This is a genomic window from Legionella dresdenensis (genome assembly GCF_042649825.1).
GTDB classification, from domain to species: Bacteria; Pseudomonadota; Gammaproteobacteria; order Legionellales; family Legionellaceae; genus Legionella_C; species Legionella_C dresdenensis.
The window spans coordinates 142,474-156,867 of the sequence record NZ_JBHSAB010000014.1 but is presented as its reverse complement, the minus strand read 5'-3'; the positions used below and the strand labels follow the sequence as shown (position 1 = coordinate 156,867).

Genomic DNA, 14,394 nt, shown 5'->3' with positions numbered 1-14,394 from the left:
GATTTTAACAAGAAGATTTCTATATCACATTCATAAAAAAATTGACGGCAGTGTACCGATACGATATATTCCGCCTCGATATGATTTGGGGAACAAATGCGAAAAAAAATTGTTGCCGGTAATTGGAAGATGAATGGCCGGATTGAGTCGATTCGCCCATTGCTGGTCGAGCTAAAAGAGCTTTTGACTGAACAAAGCAACAATTGTGGCGTAGCAGTGTTTCCGCCTGCAATTTATTTACCGTTGGTAAGCGAGCTTTTAAACGGCACGGCAATCGCTTGGGGCGCCCAGAATGTTTATTCGCAAGATAGCGGTGCATATACTGGCGAGATATCGTCTCCCATGCTGAAAGATTATGGCTGCCGCTATGTATTGGCGGGTCATTCCGAACGGCGAAATCTGTTTGGAGAAAATGAAAAAAATGTTGCAGAAAAATTCCACCATGCAAAAGAACATGGTATGATACCGGTTCTATGTATTGGTGAGACTTTGCAGGAACGAGAGCAAGGCAGAGCAAAAGATGTTCTGGCTGCTCAATTAGGCAGTGTCGCAAAAGAAAGCGGTAACGCCTTCAGCGGTTGTATAGTAGCTTATGAGCCTGTATGGGCAATTGGGACGGGAAAAACAGCATCCCCTGAGCAAGCTCAGGAAATGCATGAATTTATCCGGTCGGTAGTTGCTGGTTACAACGCTGAACATGCGCAAAACCTGACTCTCCTGTACGGGGGTAGTGTTAATGAGAAAAATGCGCAATCGTTGTTTGCAATGCCGGATGTTGATGGTGGTTTGATTGGTGGTGCATCACTTAATGCACGACAATTTGTGGAAATTGTTAAATGTATCAACTAATTTTAGTGATTCATGTATTAATTGCCATGACTTTGATTGGTCTGGTATTAATGCAGCATGGTAAAGGCGCTGATATTGGTGCAGCTTTTGGTTCAGGCGCATCAAATACAGTGTTTGGCAGTCAGGGTACCGGTGGTTTTCTGTTTAAGTTAACTGGTGGTTTGGCGTTGGCATTTTTTGTTACCAGCCTGACTCTTTCCTTCCTTGTGTCAAGCCAGTATCAAAAGGCAGCACAGGGAGCGATACCTCAACAAACCAGTGTACAGGAACCTAAAGTTCCAGTGCCGGTTGATAGCAGTAAAAGTGAAAAACAATAATTAACGCGTGCCGAAGTGGTGGAATTGGTAGACACGCCGTCTTGAGGGGGCGGTGGCGTAAGCCGTGCCGGTTCGAGTCCGGCCTTCGGTACCATTTATCCAAGTGATGCGAATTATGCTATCAAATTATTTACCAGTACTTGTTTTTATTGTTATTGGATTGGCGCTCGGAATTGCTATGCTCTCCGGCGGTGCGCTGCTATCCAAACATAATCCTGATTCTGAAAAAAATTCGCCTTATGAGTGTGGATTCAGTGCTTTTGAGAGTTCCCATATTCCTTTTGATGTGCGTTTCTACCTCGTTGCTATCCTGTTTATAATTTTTGATCTCGAAACGGCATTTTTCTTTCCCTGGGCATTAGTGCTTCGCAAATTAGGCTGGTTTGGCTTTTCAGCAATGATGCTATTCCTTGGACTGCTTGTAGTCGGTTTCATATACGAATGGAAACGGGGCGCGCTTGAGTGGGAGTGATATCCTGTTCGTGCTGTAATTTATCGTAATCCAATAATTAATTAGAGGCTCTTGCTATGGCTGTTGCAGAATTGCAAAAAAGTGGCTTTGTTACAACCTCCGTCGATAAACTGCTAGGCTGGGCTCGTAGCGGTTCAATGTGGCCTATGACTTTCGGGCTGGCGTGTTGTGCGGTAGAAATGATGCACGTAGGCGCTGCGCGCTACGACCTCGACCGATTCGGAATTATTTTTCGACCAAGTCCACGTCAGTCTGACGTTATGATCGTTGCCGGTACTTTATGCAACAAGATGGCTCCTGCCCTGCGCAAAGTCTATGATCAGATGCCGGATCCACGATGGGTAATCTCTATGGGTTCCTGTGCTAATGGCGGCGGATACTACCATTATTCTTACTCAGTAGTGCGCGGTTGCGATCGGATAGTTCCGGTTGATGTTTATGTCCCTGGTTGTCCGCCGACTGCAGAAGCTCTTCTCTATGGAATTATTCAGCTTCAAAACAAGATTAGACGCAAGCCGATCATAGAAGCGTAATGAACAGCACAGGTGAACTAAATGACAAAATTAACCAAGTTGGCTGAACAGGTTGAAAAAGAATTAACTGGCATAATCAGCACAGCAGAATCCTCGTTTGATGAGCTTACTATTGAATGCGACGCTGTACATATCAGAGCAATATTGCTGCAATTAAAAAATAATGATGGCTTTTTGTTTGATCAACTTATTGATGTATGCGCAGTTGATTATCTTAACTATGGTGTTTATGACTGGGAAACCGAAGAAGCGACTGAAAGCGGGTTTTCCCGTGGAGTAGAACGGCAGGAAGCTCGGGCCTATGCGATGACCAAGCCGCGTTTTGCGGTTGTATATCACCTGTTGTCGTCCCGGTTAAACCACCGTATCCGGGTTAAAGTATTCCTCGAGGAACAACACCTGATTATTCCCTCTGCTCATGATATCTGGAAATCAGCAAACTGGTTTGAGCGCGAAGCATATGATTTATATGGCATTTTATTTGAAAACCACCCTGACTTAAGAAGAATCCTCACGGATTACGGTTTTATCGGTCATCCTTTCCGTAAGGATTTCCCGGTTAGCGGCCATATTGAGATGCGCTATGACGCCCATTTGAAAAAAGTGATATATGAGCCGATTGACTTGGAGCCAAGAGTACTTGTGCCCAAAGTGATACGCAATGATAATCGTTATCTTGATAATAAAAGGTCTGAACAATGATCGAACTTAAAAATTACACCTTGAATTTTGGGCCTCAACATCCAGCTGCCCATGGTGTTTTACGATTGGTTCTTGAGCTTGAAGGCGAAACAATTGTTCGCGCCGATCCGCACATTGGTCTTTTGCACCGTGCTACCGAGAAACTGGCTGAAACAAAACCTTATCTCCAGAGCATTGGCTACATGGATCGCCTTGATTATGTCTCCATGATGTGTAATGAGCATGGTTATGTGCTGGCGCTTGAGAAATTACTGGGAATAGAAGCGCCGATTCGAGCCCAGTACATTCGAACCATGTTTGACGAAATAACCCGTGTTCTTAACCATTTGCTCTGGTTGGGAGCTATCGCGCTCGATATTGGGGCGATGACGGTATTTCTGTATTGTTTTCGTGAACGTGAAGATTTATTTGATTGCTATGAAGCAGTTTCAGGCGCTCGTATGCATGCTACGTATTACCGTCCAGGCGGCGTAGCCAGGGATCTGCCGGATTCCATGCCCCAATACCAGCCATCCCGCTGGCATAACGAACAGGAAACAGACAGGCTGAATGAACATCGTCAGGGCAGTCTGCTGGATTTCCTTTGGGCATTTACCGAGCGTTTCCCAAAATGTGTTGACGAATATGAAACCTTGTTGACGGATAATCGAATTTGGAAACAGCGTACAGTTGATATCGGAATTGTTTCCCCTGAGCAAGCTTTGCAATGGGGTTTTACTGGTCCTATGCTGCGTGGTTCCGGAGTCGCTTGGGATTTACGTAAAAAACAACCTTATGCCGCTTATGATAAAGTTGAGTTTGACATTCCTGTGGGAAAAACCGGTGACTGCTATGACAGATATCTGGTCAGGGTTGAAGAATTGCGTCAATCGAACAAAATTATAAGACAATGCATTGAGTGGCTGCGTAAAAATCCTGGGCCGGTTCGTCTGGATGATTATAAAGTAACACCGCCCAAACGTGCGGTGATGAAACACGATATGGAAGCGTTGATCCATCATTTCAAATTATTTACGGAAGGGTTCTGCCTGCCGCGGGGTGAAGTGTATACCGCGGTAGAAGCCCCTAAAGGCGAGTTCGGCATCTATCTGGTATCAGATGGTGCAAACAAGCCTTATCGGCTTAAAATACGCGCACCTGGTTTTGCGCATCTGGCCAGTTATGATGAAATGGTCAGAGGACACATGCTGGCAGACGGTGTAGCTATTCTTGCCAGTCAGGATATAGTGTTTGGTGAAATTGATCGCTAGAGCGGTTATTGCCAGAGAATAAACGTTTTTAAAGGTAATTAAAGTATGGCTGAGAATTCAGATAAATTGCTTTGTCAGTTCGTTTCAGCAGAACGAATTAAAGATATCGATCACTGGATAGCGAAATATCCCGCAGATCAAAAGCAATCAGCAGTAATGAGCGCGCTTCGCATCGTTCAGGAGCAGTACGGCTTTCTGACTGCCGAGTTAATGGATGCCATAGCTGAATACCTGGAAATGCCTGCAATTGCTGTTTATGAAGTCGCTACTTTTTATACAATGTATGAACACAAACCAATTGGGCGTAATTTGATTAATGTATGTACGAACATTTCATGCAAATTACGTGGATCGTCAGAAATAGTTGATTATTTACAACAAAAGCTGGGCGTCAAATTGGGCGAAACCACGCCTGACGGCCGGTTTACCCTGCGCTTTGTAGAATGCCTGGGCGCATGCGTCAATGCCCCCATGATGCAAGTTAACAAAGATTACCACGAGAATTTGACCAGAGAAAAAATTGATCAAGTTTTGGAACAATGCCAATGAACAATAGAGGTAGTTTGCCATGGTTGAACTGAATCAAGTTTGTTACCGGACTTTCCATCTGCCAGAGTCATGGACTCTGAAAGCGTATGAAAGCGTTGGTGGCTATAGCGCATGGCGCCGTATTCTTGCCGAAAAGACACCGCCTCAACAAATTATTGAAGAACTGAAAACGTCGGCTTTACGTGGACGTGGCGGTGCTGGTTTCCCAACCGGCTTGAAGTGGAGCTTTATGAACAGCAAGGCTCCCGGTCAGAAATATGTAGTCTGTAACTCAGACGAAGGCGAGCCTGGTACTTGTAAAGATCGTGAAATTTTAAGCCTGAATCCGCATCAGTTAATCGAAGGTATGGCTATTGCCGGTTATGTGATGAATGCAACCGTTGGCTATAACTATATTCGCGGCGAGTTCTGGTTGCCGTTTGAGCGTACTGAAAGCGCTTTACGCGAAGCCTATGAAGCCGGTTTGCTGGGTAAAAATATCCTGGACAGCGGCGTTGATTTTGATTTATATAATCACCTGGGAGCTGGCGCTTATATTTGCGGCGAGGAAACAGCGCTGCTAAATTCTCTGGAAGGCAAAAAGGGAATGCCGCGCTTTAAACCCCCTTTCCCGGCTAACTTTGGATTGTACGGTAAACCGACAACAATCAATAATACTGAAACCTTTGCTTCTGTACCCGTTATTCTGGAAAAAGGCGGCGAATGGTTTTTAAAGCTTGGTAAACCAAACAATGGCGGCCCCAAGTGCTTCAGCGTAAGCGGTCATGTTAATAAACCCGGCAATTTTGAAATTCCACTGGGTACACCGTTTAAAGATCTGCTTGAGTTAGCGGGCGGCGTCAGAAACGGTAACCGCATCAAAGCGGTTATTCCTGGCGGTACCTCCATGCGAGTATTGCCTGGCGATGTAATGATGCAGCTTGATATGGATTATGACAGTATTCAGAAAGCTGGCTCAGGTTTGGGTTCAGGCGCCGTGATTGTCATGGATGAAACAACTTGTATGGTTGATGCGTTATATCGCATTTCCGAGTTTTATATGGACGAATCATGCGGACAGTGTACGCCTTGTCGTGAAGGTACAGGCTGGATGGTAAGATTAATTCACCGCATTCGACATGGTCATGGCGAGCCCGGTGATATTGAAAAGCTGGTTAATGTGGCTGATAAAATTGAAGGCCGTACGATTTGTGCGCTTGGAGAGGCTGCTGCCTGGCCAGTGCAAAGTTTCGTGAAACATTTTTACCATGAGTTTGATTATTTTATTAAGCACAAACGTTCTCTCGTTGCAGCATAATTAAAGAAGGTTTAAACAATGGCTACCATTGAAATCGACGGAAAAACATTAGAAGCAGACAACGGCAAAATGATTATCGAAGTTGCCGATGATGCCGGTATTTATATTCCCCGTTTTTGCTATCACAAAAAGCTCTCAGTCGCTGCGAACTGTCGCATGTGTCTGGTTGAGGTGGAAAATGGCCGAAAACCGGTTCCTGCCTGCGCTACGCCAATTACTAACGGGATGAAGGTTTTTACCAAATCAGAAGAAGCAGTCCGCTCTCAAAAAGCAGTTATGGAGTTTCTGCTGATTAACCATCCATTAGATTGCCCTATTTGCGATCAGGGCGGTGAATGCGAACTGCAGGATATTTCAATGGGTTTTGGCGCTGATGAATCAGAATACAACGAGGAAAAGCGCGCTGTAGATGATGATAATCTTGGGCCATTGATTGCAACTGAAATGACACGCTGTATACATTGCACGCGTTGTGTTCGCTTTGGCGACGAGGTTGCCGGCGTCCGTGAATTGGGTTCTACTGGCCGTGGCGAAAAAGTACAAATTGGTACCTATGTTCAGCATAGTATGACATCGGAAGTATCAGGCAATATTATAGATTTGTGCCCGGTTGGAGCCTTGACTTCCAGACCCTATCGTTTTACCGCCCGTCCCTGGGAATTGAACCAATATGACAGCGTAGCGCCTCATGATTGCCTCGGCTCTAACGTACATATTCATGTTCGCCGTGATCGTCTGATGCGCGTTGTACCACGCGAAAATGAAACAATTAATGAAACCTGGCTGTCTGATCGGGATCGTTTCAGTTATCTCGGTTTGAATAGCAAGGCACGCGCCAGTCAGCCTATGATTAAGACCAATGGCCAGTGGCAGGCAGTGGATTGGCCAACAGCGTTAAAATTTACTGCTGACGGTATCAGCAAGGTAATCAAGCAGCACGGTGCAGAGCAGTTTGCTGCGTTTGCGTCATCCTCATCTACTCTGGAAGAGTTTTACCTTCTGCAAAAACTGATGCGCGAACTAGGGGTTAACAACCTGGATTACCGTATTCGCCAGACTGATTTCAGCGATCAGGCTCATTTACCAGTTGTCATGTCAAATAGTCTCCGTTATGCCGAACTGGAACAACAAGAACGAATTCTGTTGGTTGGCTGCAATATTGAGCGTGAATTGCCATTGGCAGGTGTACGGGTAAGAAAAGCATTCAGGAATGGGGCGAAGATCTATGCTATCAACCCCGTTGATTACGATTATCATTTTGATGTCACCGAAAAATGCATCGTTTCTCCAGTAGAAATCCCGATGCAGCTGGCTAAACTGATTGTCGCCTCAGGCGTAGATGCTGCAACGTTGCCGGAAGAGTTACAGCGCCTGCTGATTGGCTTGAACAAAGAGCCTGCTGCTGAAACGATCGTGGCTGGCCTGAAAGAGCAAAACTCGGCTATTATTCTTGGTGCGATCAGTGAGAATCATCCTGACGCCGCCCTCATTCGTACCCTGGTTCACACATTGGAAAATATTACCGGTGCTAAAGCTATCCGCTTTACATCGGGAGCCAATGCCGCTGGCGCACAATTAGCCGGTATGGTACCGCATCGCGGTGCTGCGGGTAAGCACATTGAATCGACAGGTCTTGATGCTCAGACTGCGCTTAATAATAAATTAAAAGGCTACTTCCTGATGGGTGTTGAGCCCGGCTATGATTTTGCCAATCCGCACGGGGCGCATCAGTCAACGCTTGCAGCAGAATTTGTTGTCCTGCTCACAGCGTTCCAGAATGATTCCATGAAAGATTATGCTGATGTGATTTTGCCGGTTGCACCCTATGCTGAGACATCAGGTACTTATATTAATGTCGATAATGTCTGGCAATCAGTCGCTGGCGCCTGTAAACCGCATGGTGAAGCACGGCCTGCCTGGAAAGTGCTGCGGGTTATCGCAAACTTGTTACAGTGCCCAGGTTTTGAGTATGTTTCTTCTGAAGAAGTATTAGATGAAATTAAAGCAATGGCAGCAATTATGAGCGATATCAAATATCGCCCCTACTACCCTGAATCATTGCCGCTTAATAACCAGCAACTGGTTCGAGTAGGTGAATGGCCGCTGTATCGCGGCGATGCAATTGTCAGAAATGCAGGGGCACTGCAAAATTGTGCTGCTGCAGATCAGGTTTGTATTAAAATACACCCCGAGACTGCAAATCGCTTGAAATTAGATGAGGTTGCTACTGTATCTCAAGGAAATATTGAGATAACATTGCCCCTTAAACGCGACGAGCGAATGGCACCTGATGTGGTATGGGTAGCTAATGCAATGCCTGAGACAGTTGATTTAGGGCACTCATTTGCCGCAATAACAATTAAGCGCTAACAGGTATAAACATGCTTCAAGATATTAGCATATTGCTGTGGATCGTTATCAAAATTCTGGTCATTGTCGTTCCTCTGTTAATTGGAGTGGCCTATCTTACTTTTGCCGAGCGTAAAGTAATCGGTTATATACAAGTTCGGATAGGACCAAACCGGGTAGGGTTGAAGGGGTTGCTGCAACCGTTTGCGGACCTCATCAAACTGATTACCAAGGAAATTATTGTACCAACGCAATCAAACAAATATTTGTTTGTGATTGCTCCTTTGTTTGCGCTGGTGCCGGCACTGGCCGGATGGGCGGCAATTCCTTTTTCACAGGGCGTTGTATTGGCAAATCTTAATGCCGGCGTTCTGTATTTGTTTACCATCAGTTCTTTGGGTGTATACGGAGTTTTAATCGCTGGTTGGGCGTCTAACTCAAAATATGCCATGTTCGGTTCACTGCGGAGCGCGGCTCAGACCGTCTCTTATGAAATTGCCATGGGTTTTGCTTTTGTTGGTGTTTTGCTCGCTGCTGGCAGTATGAATGTGACTGATATCGTTCTGTCGCAACATGGCGGTATCTGGCATTGGTGGTTCTTGCCTTTATTGCCGTTATTTATCGTATTCTGGATTGCGGCACTGGCAGAAACTAACCGGGCTCCATTTGACCTGGCGGAAGGTGAGTCAGAAATTGTAGCCGGTTTCCATGTTGAATATTCTGGTATTGGATTTGCTCTGTTTTTCCTGTCGGAATATGCCAGTATGATTCTGATTTCAACCATAATTTCGCTGTTGTTCATGGGGGGCTGGCTTTCTCCCTTTGAAGGCGTTCCGGTTCTTGAAGATATCTTTTTTATTGTACCAGGTTTTGTATGGTTATTGCTGAAGATTTCATTCTTCCTGTTTGTTTACTTATGGGTGCGTGCTACATTCCCACGTTACCGTTATGATCAGTTAATGCGTCTTGGATGGAAAGTATTGATACCTGTGACCATTGTATGGGTTATAGTTACTGCCCTTATGGTCGTTGCCCACTTGAAACCATGGTTTTAATATGAAAAAAGCATATAGATACATAAAGCATTATATTCGCAGCTACCTCTTGCTGGAGCTGCTGGCGGGGCTGAAAGTTACCGGTAAATACTTTTTCAAAAAGAAGTTTACTGTTCAGTTTCCGGAAGAAAAAACACCGCTATCTCCGCGTTTCAGAGGTTTGCTTGCGCTGCGCCGTTATCCTAACGGTGAAGAGCGTTGTATTGCCTGTAAGTTATGTGAAGCGGTTTGCCCGGCACTGGCGATTACGATTGAATCCGAACCGCGGGAAGATGGTTCACGCCGTACAACGCGCTATGACATCGATATGTTCAAGTGCATTAATTGTGGATTGTGCGAAGAATCTTGTCCGGTTGATTCCATTGTTGTAACGCCGATCCATCATTATCACATCAGTGAGCGCGGCCAGAATATTATGACTAAAGAAAAACTGCTGGCTATTGGGGATCTGATGGAAGAGAAACTGGCTTCTGATCGTGAAGCAGATAAAGATAGCCGCTAACGGGGTGAAAAATGCATGATTTAATAGTACAAGTTCTTTTTTATGCGTTTGCTGCTTTGGCAGTTTCATCCGCATTAATGGTAATAACCCAAAATAACCCGGTGCGTTGCGTTTTGTTTCTGGTGGTAACTTTCTTTGCCAGCTCCGCATTATGGCTGATGTTATCTGCTGAATTTCTGGCTTTAATCCTGGTTCTGGTTTATGTCGGCGCCGTTATGACCCTGTTCCTGTTTGTGGTTATGATGCTTAATATCGATACCGAGTCAATGCGCTCGCATTTTACCCGATATCTGCCTTTTGGCCTGATTCTGGTCGCGCTACTGGTTGGTTTATTGTTGATTTCCGAGCCGGCGAGCTGGTTTAAGGACAGTTCTCAGGCACAGAGAGCCAGTGCTGAACCAACGCAGATTATTGACAATAATGCCGATGATAGCGATGACATTATGTACCCTGCACCAGTTAGCACGCCTTCCAATACCGAGCAGATAGGTATGGTACTGTATACCGATTATGTGTTCGCGTTTGAACTTGCATCGGTTCTGCTTCTGGTAGCGATAATCGCGGCAATTACTCTTGCCCATCGTGGGGCGATTCGATCCAAGCGGCAGGATATAACTGGACAGATAATGACCAGAAAGCAGGATCGCGTTAAACTTGTTTCATTAAAAGCAGAAAAATAAATATCAGGGGTACAAATGATACCAGTCAACAATTATCTGACATTAGCTGCCATCCTGTTTGGTCTGAGCCTTGTTGGAATTATGCTGAATCGCAAAAATGTGATTCTTTTACTTGTCTGCGTTGAGCTGATGCTTCTGGCAGTAAATACCAATTTTATTGCCTTTTCCCATTATTATGGCGGTGTCGCAGGACAGGTATTTGTGTTTTTTATTCTTACCGTTGCTGCTGCTGAAGCAGCGATAGGCCTGGCTATTGTTATGTTACTGTACCGTAACCGTGGCAATATTGATGTCGATAAAATGAATCATTTAAAAGGTTAATATCGTGAGCATTCAACAGTTATGTCTTTTTATTGTTCTTACACCTCTGCTTGGATCAGTGGTTTCCGGCTTTTTCCGTAACCAAATTGGTCGAGTCGGCGCTCATGCTGTCACGATTGCCGGGGTCGGTATTTCTTTTATACTGTCGTTATATGTTGCGAGCTCGATCCTGAGCGGGGCGGTTGATACCGTTAATGTTAATCTTTACACATGGGCTGACGGTGGTAATTACTTCCCTTATGCATTCCATATTGGATTTCTGATTGACCCTCTAACCGTTGTAATGCTGGTTATTGTGACTTTTGTTTCATTGCTGGTGCATATATACAGTATTGGCTACATGGCTGATGACGATGGTTATCAACGTTTCTTCAGTTATATTTCCCTCTTTACTTTCATGATGTTAATGCTAGTGACTGGCAACAACTTCCTGCAGCTTTTCTTCGGTTGGGAAGGAGTAGGCCTTGTTTCATATCTGCTTATCGGTTTCTGGTACCAGAAAGAATCAGCGATTGAAGGTAACCTGAAAGCCTTTCTTGTTAACCGCGTTGGCGATTTTGGTTTTATTCTGGGAATTGGGTTGGTGCTTGCCTATACCGGTACGCTCGATTATGAAACTGCATTCAGAAGTGCAGGAACGCTTGCCAGTCAGACTATCCAGTTATATACCGGCCATGATTGGTCACTGTTAACTGTAATCTGTATATTATTGTTTGTAGGGGCTATGGGTAAATCTGCTCAGGTACCGCTGCACGTCTGGTTACCGGAATCAATGGAAGGTCCGACGCCTATCTCAGCACTGATCCATGCGGCAACAATGGTTACTGCCGGGGTATTTATGGTTGCGCGTATTTCGCCATTAATTGAATATTCAACAACGGCATTAAGCTTTGTTCTGGTAATTGGTGCGACTGGAGCCTTATTTACCGGTATTTTGGCGCTGGTCATGAATGACATTAAGCGAGTAGTTGCTTATTCAACGCTCTCGCAATTAGGTTATATGATGGTTGCAATGGGTGCATCAGCCTATAGCGCCGGCATGTTCCATTTATTAACCCATGCCTGTTTCAAAGCGTTACTGTTTTTGGGGGCCGGTTCAGTTATTATCGGCATGCACCACGAACAGGATATGCGTAAAATGGGTGGATTATGGTCCAAAATGCCCATCACTTATGTAACTTTTGTTATCGGCACTCTGGCTTTGTGCGCTATCCCGCCTTTTGCCGGTTTTTATTCCAAAGATACAATTATTGAAGCAGCAAAAACGTCAGAAATACCTGGTAGCGCCTATGCATATTTTTGCGTAGCGGCAGGAGCGATGGTGACTGCGCTGTATAGTTTCCGATCTTTATTTATGACTTTCCATGGCAAACCACGGATGGACAAGCATACTTTGGAGCACTTGCATGAGTCGCCCTGGGTGGTCTGGTTGCCGTTAGTTATCCTGGCTATTCCTTCGGTGATCATTGGTTATGTGTTGTTTATGCCCATGTTATATGATACCCCAACCTTATTGGCCAAATCGCTATTCATTTTGCCGGAGCATAATGTACTTGCTGAAATGGCTCATGAAGTCAGTTCACCATTACAACTTGCCCTGCATGCGCCATACAGTCTGACTTTCTGGCTAACTATAGCAGGGGTTGCGATCGCCTGGCTTGCTTATATTGCTTTCCCTGCCATCCCTGGTGTTCTGGCAAAATATTTTTCAGTTATCTACCGCATCCTGCTTAATAAATATGGCTTTGATGCTTTTAACAATAAAGTTATTGTCGGCGGTTCAAAACTGCTGGGAAGATTCTTCTATCAGGTTACTGATCAAAAGCTGATAGATGGTTTTTTTGTCAATGGTACTGGCCGAACAATCCGTTGGTTTGCTCAAAAAGGCCGTGCTTTGCAAAGTGGGTATCTAAACCAATATGCCACAGTGATGGTATTAGGTTTGTGTGTATTTTTATGCTGGTTGCTGTTAGGCTGAATATAAGGTGAAGGTATGCATCATTTGCTTAATTTATTAATCTGGTTGCCGATTATCGGTGGTGTATTTGTATTTATCACTGGCGATGATAACAACCCCAACGTAGCGCGTTATCTGTCGCTGTTTACGGTGCTGTTAACATTGCTTATTTGCGTACCGTTGGTTTCAGGGTTTGATCTCGATACTTACAGTATGCAATATGTTGAGGACATTGCCTGGATGCCGGCCCTGGGAATTAATTACAGTCTGGGCGTTGATGGACTTGCTTTGCTGCTAATTGTATTAAGTATTTTTACTAACCTGATCGTTATTCTGGCGACTTGGGAAAGCATTCAGAAACGTGTTGCCCAATACATGGCGGCGTTTCTTATTATGCAGGGATTTCTGGTGGGTGTTTTTGCCGCAACAGATGCAATTGTTTTCTACATATTCTGGGAAGCAACGCTGATTCCAATGTACCTTATTATCGGTATCTGGGGATCAAGTAATCGGGTTTATGCTGCGGTAAAATTCTTCTTGTATACCTTTTTGGGTTCAGTGCTGATGCTGGCTTCATTCTTATATATGGGTTACGTTGTTGGCTCATTCAAAATTGAAGCGCTGTATGCTGCAAAACTCAGTATGACTGCTCAGACCCTGATTTTTATTGCTTTCTTTCTTGGTTTTGCTATCAAGATTCCAATGTTTCCGGTTCATACATGGTTACCCGATGCGCATACTGAAGCGCCTGCCGGTGGTTCAATCGTTCTGGCTGCGATATTGCTGAAACTTGGTGCGTATGGTTTTATTCGCTTTGCCTTGCCGATTGTGCCTGATGCCTGCGCCAAATTTGCACCTCTTATGGTTGCATTGTCGTTGATTGCGATTGTCTATATTGGTTTGGTTGCGATTATTCAGAAAGACATGAAAAAATTGATTGCCTATTCATCAATTTCACATATGGGATTTGTGACGCTCGGCTGTTTTGCTATCTTCGCTATTGCTGATCATGCGGGATTAAGCAATGCCGGCCTGATTCTTGAAGGCGCGATCGTGGTTATGATCTCGCATGCATTTGTCTCAAGCGGCATGTTCGCCGGCGTAGGTTATTTATATGACCGTATGCATACCCGTGAGTTAAAGGATTTTGGAGGTGTTGTTAATACCATGCCAATGTTTGCGACATTTTATATGCTGTTTGCAATGGCAAATGCCGGTCTTCCTGGTACATCGGGTTTTGTTGGTGAGTTTATGGTGATTTTAGGCAGCATGAAAGCAGGCTTCTGGATTGCATTCTGGGCTGCACTAACTTTAATTTTGGGCGCCGCTTATACATTATGGATGTACAAACGAGTGATCTTCGGTAAGGTTGCGAATGAAAAAGTAGCTGCACTAAAAGATCTTTCAGGTTTTGAGCTAAGCGCCTATGTATTGCTGGCGGCAATGGTATTGGCAATGGGTGTTTACCCCAAGCCTATGTTAAATTATGTTCATCAGACAGTAAGCCATACTTTGGCTCAAGCTGACAAATCAAAATTATAAATTGCAGGAACGAATTAGC

General features: G+C 44.7%; 15 protein-coding genes and 1 tRNA gene. All 16 read left to right on the top strand.

All coding sequences use genetic code 11. The features are described from left to right. Nucleotides 1-96 precede the first annotated feature (96 nt). Nucleotides 97-849: a triose-phosphate isomerase gene (gene tpiA / locus ACFORL_RS07530; RefSeq protein ID WP_382342658.1), complete on the top strand. Its 753-nt coding sequence runs from the start codon at nucleotides 97-99 to the stop codon at nucleotides 847-849. Beyond that, nucleotides 837-1,166 (top strand): preprotein translocase subunit SecG, encoded by a 330-nt coding sequence (gene secG, locus ACFORL_RS07525; protein ID WP_382342657.1) that lies wholly within the window; start codon nucleotides 837-839, stop codon nucleotides 1,164-1,166. The genes tpiA and secG overlap by 13 nt, the downstream gene beginning before the upstream one ends. Before the next feature lie 9 nt (nucleotides 1,167-1,175). Continuing rightward, nucleotides 1,176-1,260: transfer RNA gene (locus ACFORL_RS07520), tRNA-Leu, on the top strand. 21 nt (nucleotides 1,261-1,281) lie between these two features. Beyond that, nucleotides 1,282-1,638 (top strand): NADH-quinone oxidoreductase subunit A, encoded by a 357-nt coding sequence (locus ACFORL_RS07515; protein ID WP_382342655.1) that lies wholly within the window; start codon nucleotides 1,282-1,284, stop codon nucleotides 1,636-1,638. 56 nt (nucleotides 1,639-1,694) lie between these two features. Continuing rightward, nucleotides 1,695-2,171: a NuoB/complex I 20 kDa subunit family protein gene (locus tag ACFORL_RS07510; RefSeq protein ID WP_382342653.1), complete on the top strand. Its 477-nt coding sequence runs from the start codon at nucleotides 1,695-1,697 to the stop codon at nucleotides 2,169-2,171. A gap of 21 nt (nucleotides 2,172-2,192) precedes the next feature. Then, nucleotides 2,193-2,873 (top strand): NADH-quinone oxidoreductase subunit C, encoded by a 681-nt coding sequence (locus ACFORL_RS07505; protein ID WP_382342652.1) that lies wholly within the window; start codon nucleotides 2,193-2,195, stop codon nucleotides 2,871-2,873. Beyond that, nucleotides 2,870-4,123, top strand: a complete 1,254-nt coding sequence (locus ACFORL_RS07500; protein ID WP_382342650.1) for an NADH-quinone oxidoreductase subunit D — start codon at nucleotides 2,870-2,872, stop codon at nucleotides 4,121-4,123. The genes ACFORL_RS07505 and ACFORL_RS07500 overlap by 4 nt, the downstream gene beginning before the upstream one ends. 45 nt (nucleotides 4,124-4,168) lie before the next feature. Further along, nucleotides 4,169-4,672, top strand: a complete 504-nt coding sequence (nuoE, locus tag ACFORL_RS07495; protein ID WP_382342649.1) for an NADH-quinone oxidoreductase subunit NuoE — start codon at nucleotides 4,169-4,171, stop codon at nucleotides 4,670-4,672. Between the two features lie 19 nt (nucleotides 4,673-4,691). Beyond that, nucleotides 4,692-5,969: an NADH-quinone oxidoreductase subunit NuoF gene (nuoF, locus tag ACFORL_RS07490; RefSeq protein ID WP_382342647.1), complete on the top strand. Its 1,278-nt coding sequence runs from the start codon at nucleotides 4,692-4,694 to the stop codon at nucleotides 5,967-5,969. An 18-nt stretch (nucleotides 5,970-5,987) separates the two neighbouring features. Further along, entirely contained in the window at nucleotides 5,988-8,339 is a 2,352-nt protein-coding gene (gene nuoG / locus ACFORL_RS07485) for an NADH-quinone oxidoreductase subunit NuoG (RefSeq protein ID WP_382342645.1), read from the top strand. Nucleotides 8,340-8,350: 11 nt separating this feature from the next. Further along, on the top strand, nucleotides 8,351-9,373 hold the full coding sequence (gene nuoH / locus ACFORL_RS07480) for an NADH-quinone oxidoreductase subunit NuoH (RefSeq protein ID WP_382342644.1): 1,023 nt from the start codon (nucleotides 8,351-8,353) through the stop codon (nucleotides 9,371-9,373). A gap of 1 nt (nucleotide 9,374) precedes the next feature. After that, nucleotides 9,375-9,875, top strand: a complete 501-nt coding sequence (gene nuoI, locus ACFORL_RS07475) for an NADH-quinone oxidoreductase subunit NuoI (RefSeq protein WP_382342642.1) — start codon at nucleotides 9,375-9,377, stop codon at nucleotides 9,873-9,875. 11 nt (nucleotides 9,876-9,886) lie between these two features. Continuing rightward, nucleotides 9,887-10,555, top strand: coding sequence for an NADH-quinone oxidoreductase subunit J (locus ACFORL_RS07470; protein ID WP_382342640.1), 669 nt, complete (start codon nucleotides 9,887-9,889; stop codon nucleotides 10,553-10,555). A gap of 15 nt (nucleotides 10,556-10,570) precedes the next feature. After that, entirely contained in the window at nucleotides 10,571-10,876 is a 306-nt protein-coding gene (nuoK, locus tag ACFORL_RS07465) for an NADH-quinone oxidoreductase subunit NuoK (RefSeq protein ID WP_382342638.1), read from the top strand. A 4-nt stretch (nucleotides 10,877-10,880) separates the two neighbouring features. Continuing rightward, a complete protein-coding gene (gene nuoL / locus ACFORL_RS07460; RefSeq protein WP_382342636.1) occupies nucleotides 10,881-12,854 on the top strand; it encodes an NADH-quinone oxidoreductase subunit L in 1,974 nt (657 codons plus the stop codon). 15 nt (nucleotides 12,855-12,869) lie between these two features. Beyond that, the gene (locus tag ACFORL_RS07455) at nucleotides 12,870-14,375 is read left to right on the top strand and encodes a complex I subunit 4 family protein (protein WP_382342634.1); all 1,506 of its coding nucleotides are present in this window, start codon (nucleotides 12,870-12,872) and stop codon (nucleotides 14,373-14,375) included. The last annotated feature ends 19 nt before the right edge of the window (nucleotides 14,376-14,394 follow it).

What these genes read in the sequence shown, in the direction of transcription:
- ACFORL_RS07470 (WP_382342640.1), top strand. Translation starts at nt 9,887, where the DNA reads ATGCATGATTTAATAGTACAAGTTCTTTTTTATGCGTTTGCTGCTTTG.
- ACFORL_RS07515 (WP_382342655.1), top strand. Translation starts at nt 1,282, where the DNA reads ATGCTATCAAATTATTTACCAGTACTTGTTTTTATTGTTATTGGATTG.
- ACFORL_RS07500 (WP_382342650.1), top strand. Translation starts at nt 2,870, where the DNA reads ATGATCGAACTTAAAAATTACACCTTGAATTTTGGGCCTCAACATCCA.
- ACFORL_RS07505 (WP_382342652.1), top strand. Translation starts at nt 2,193, where the DNA reads ATGACAAAATTAACCAAGTTGGCTGAACAGGTTGAAAAAGAATTAACT.
- nuoH (WP_382342644.1), top strand. Translation starts at nt 8,351, where the DNA reads ATGCTTCAAGATATTAGCATATTGCTGTGGATCGTTATCAAAATTCTG.
- nuoI (WP_382342642.1), top strand. Translation starts at nt 9,375, where the DNA reads ATGAAAAAAGCATATAGATACATAAAGCATTATATTCGCAGCTACCTC.
- nuoK (WP_382342638.1), top strand. Translation starts at nt 10,571, where the DNA reads ATGATACCAGTCAACAATTATCTGACATTAGCTGCCATCCTGTTTGGT.
- secG (WP_382342657.1), top strand. Translation starts at nt 837, where the DNA reads ATGTATCAACTAATTTTAGTGATTCATGTATTAATTGCCATGACTTTG.
- nuoF (WP_382342647.1), top strand. Translation starts at nt 4,692, where the DNA reads ATGGTTGAACTGAATCAAGTTTGTTACCGGACTTTCCATCTGCCAGAG.
- tpiA (WP_382342658.1), top strand. Translation starts at nt 97, where the DNA reads ATGCGAAAAAAAATTGTTGCCGGTAATTGGAAGATGAATGGCCGGATT.
- ACFORL_RS07455 (WP_382342634.1), top strand. Translation starts at nt 12,870, where the DNA reads ATGCATCATTTGCTTAATTTATTAATCTGGTTGCCGATTATCGGTGGT.
- ACFORL_RS07510 (WP_382342653.1), top strand. Translation starts at nt 1,695, where the DNA reads ATGGCTGTTGCAGAATTGCAAAAAAGTGGCTTTGTTACAACCTCCGTC.
- nuoG (WP_382342645.1), top strand. Translation starts at nt 5,988, where the DNA reads ATGGCTACCATTGAAATCGACGGAAAAACATTAGAAGCAGACAACGGC.
- nuoE (WP_382342649.1), top strand. Translation starts at nt 4,169, where the DNA reads ATGGCTGAGAATTCAGATAAATTGCTTTGTCAGTTCGTTTCAGCAGAA.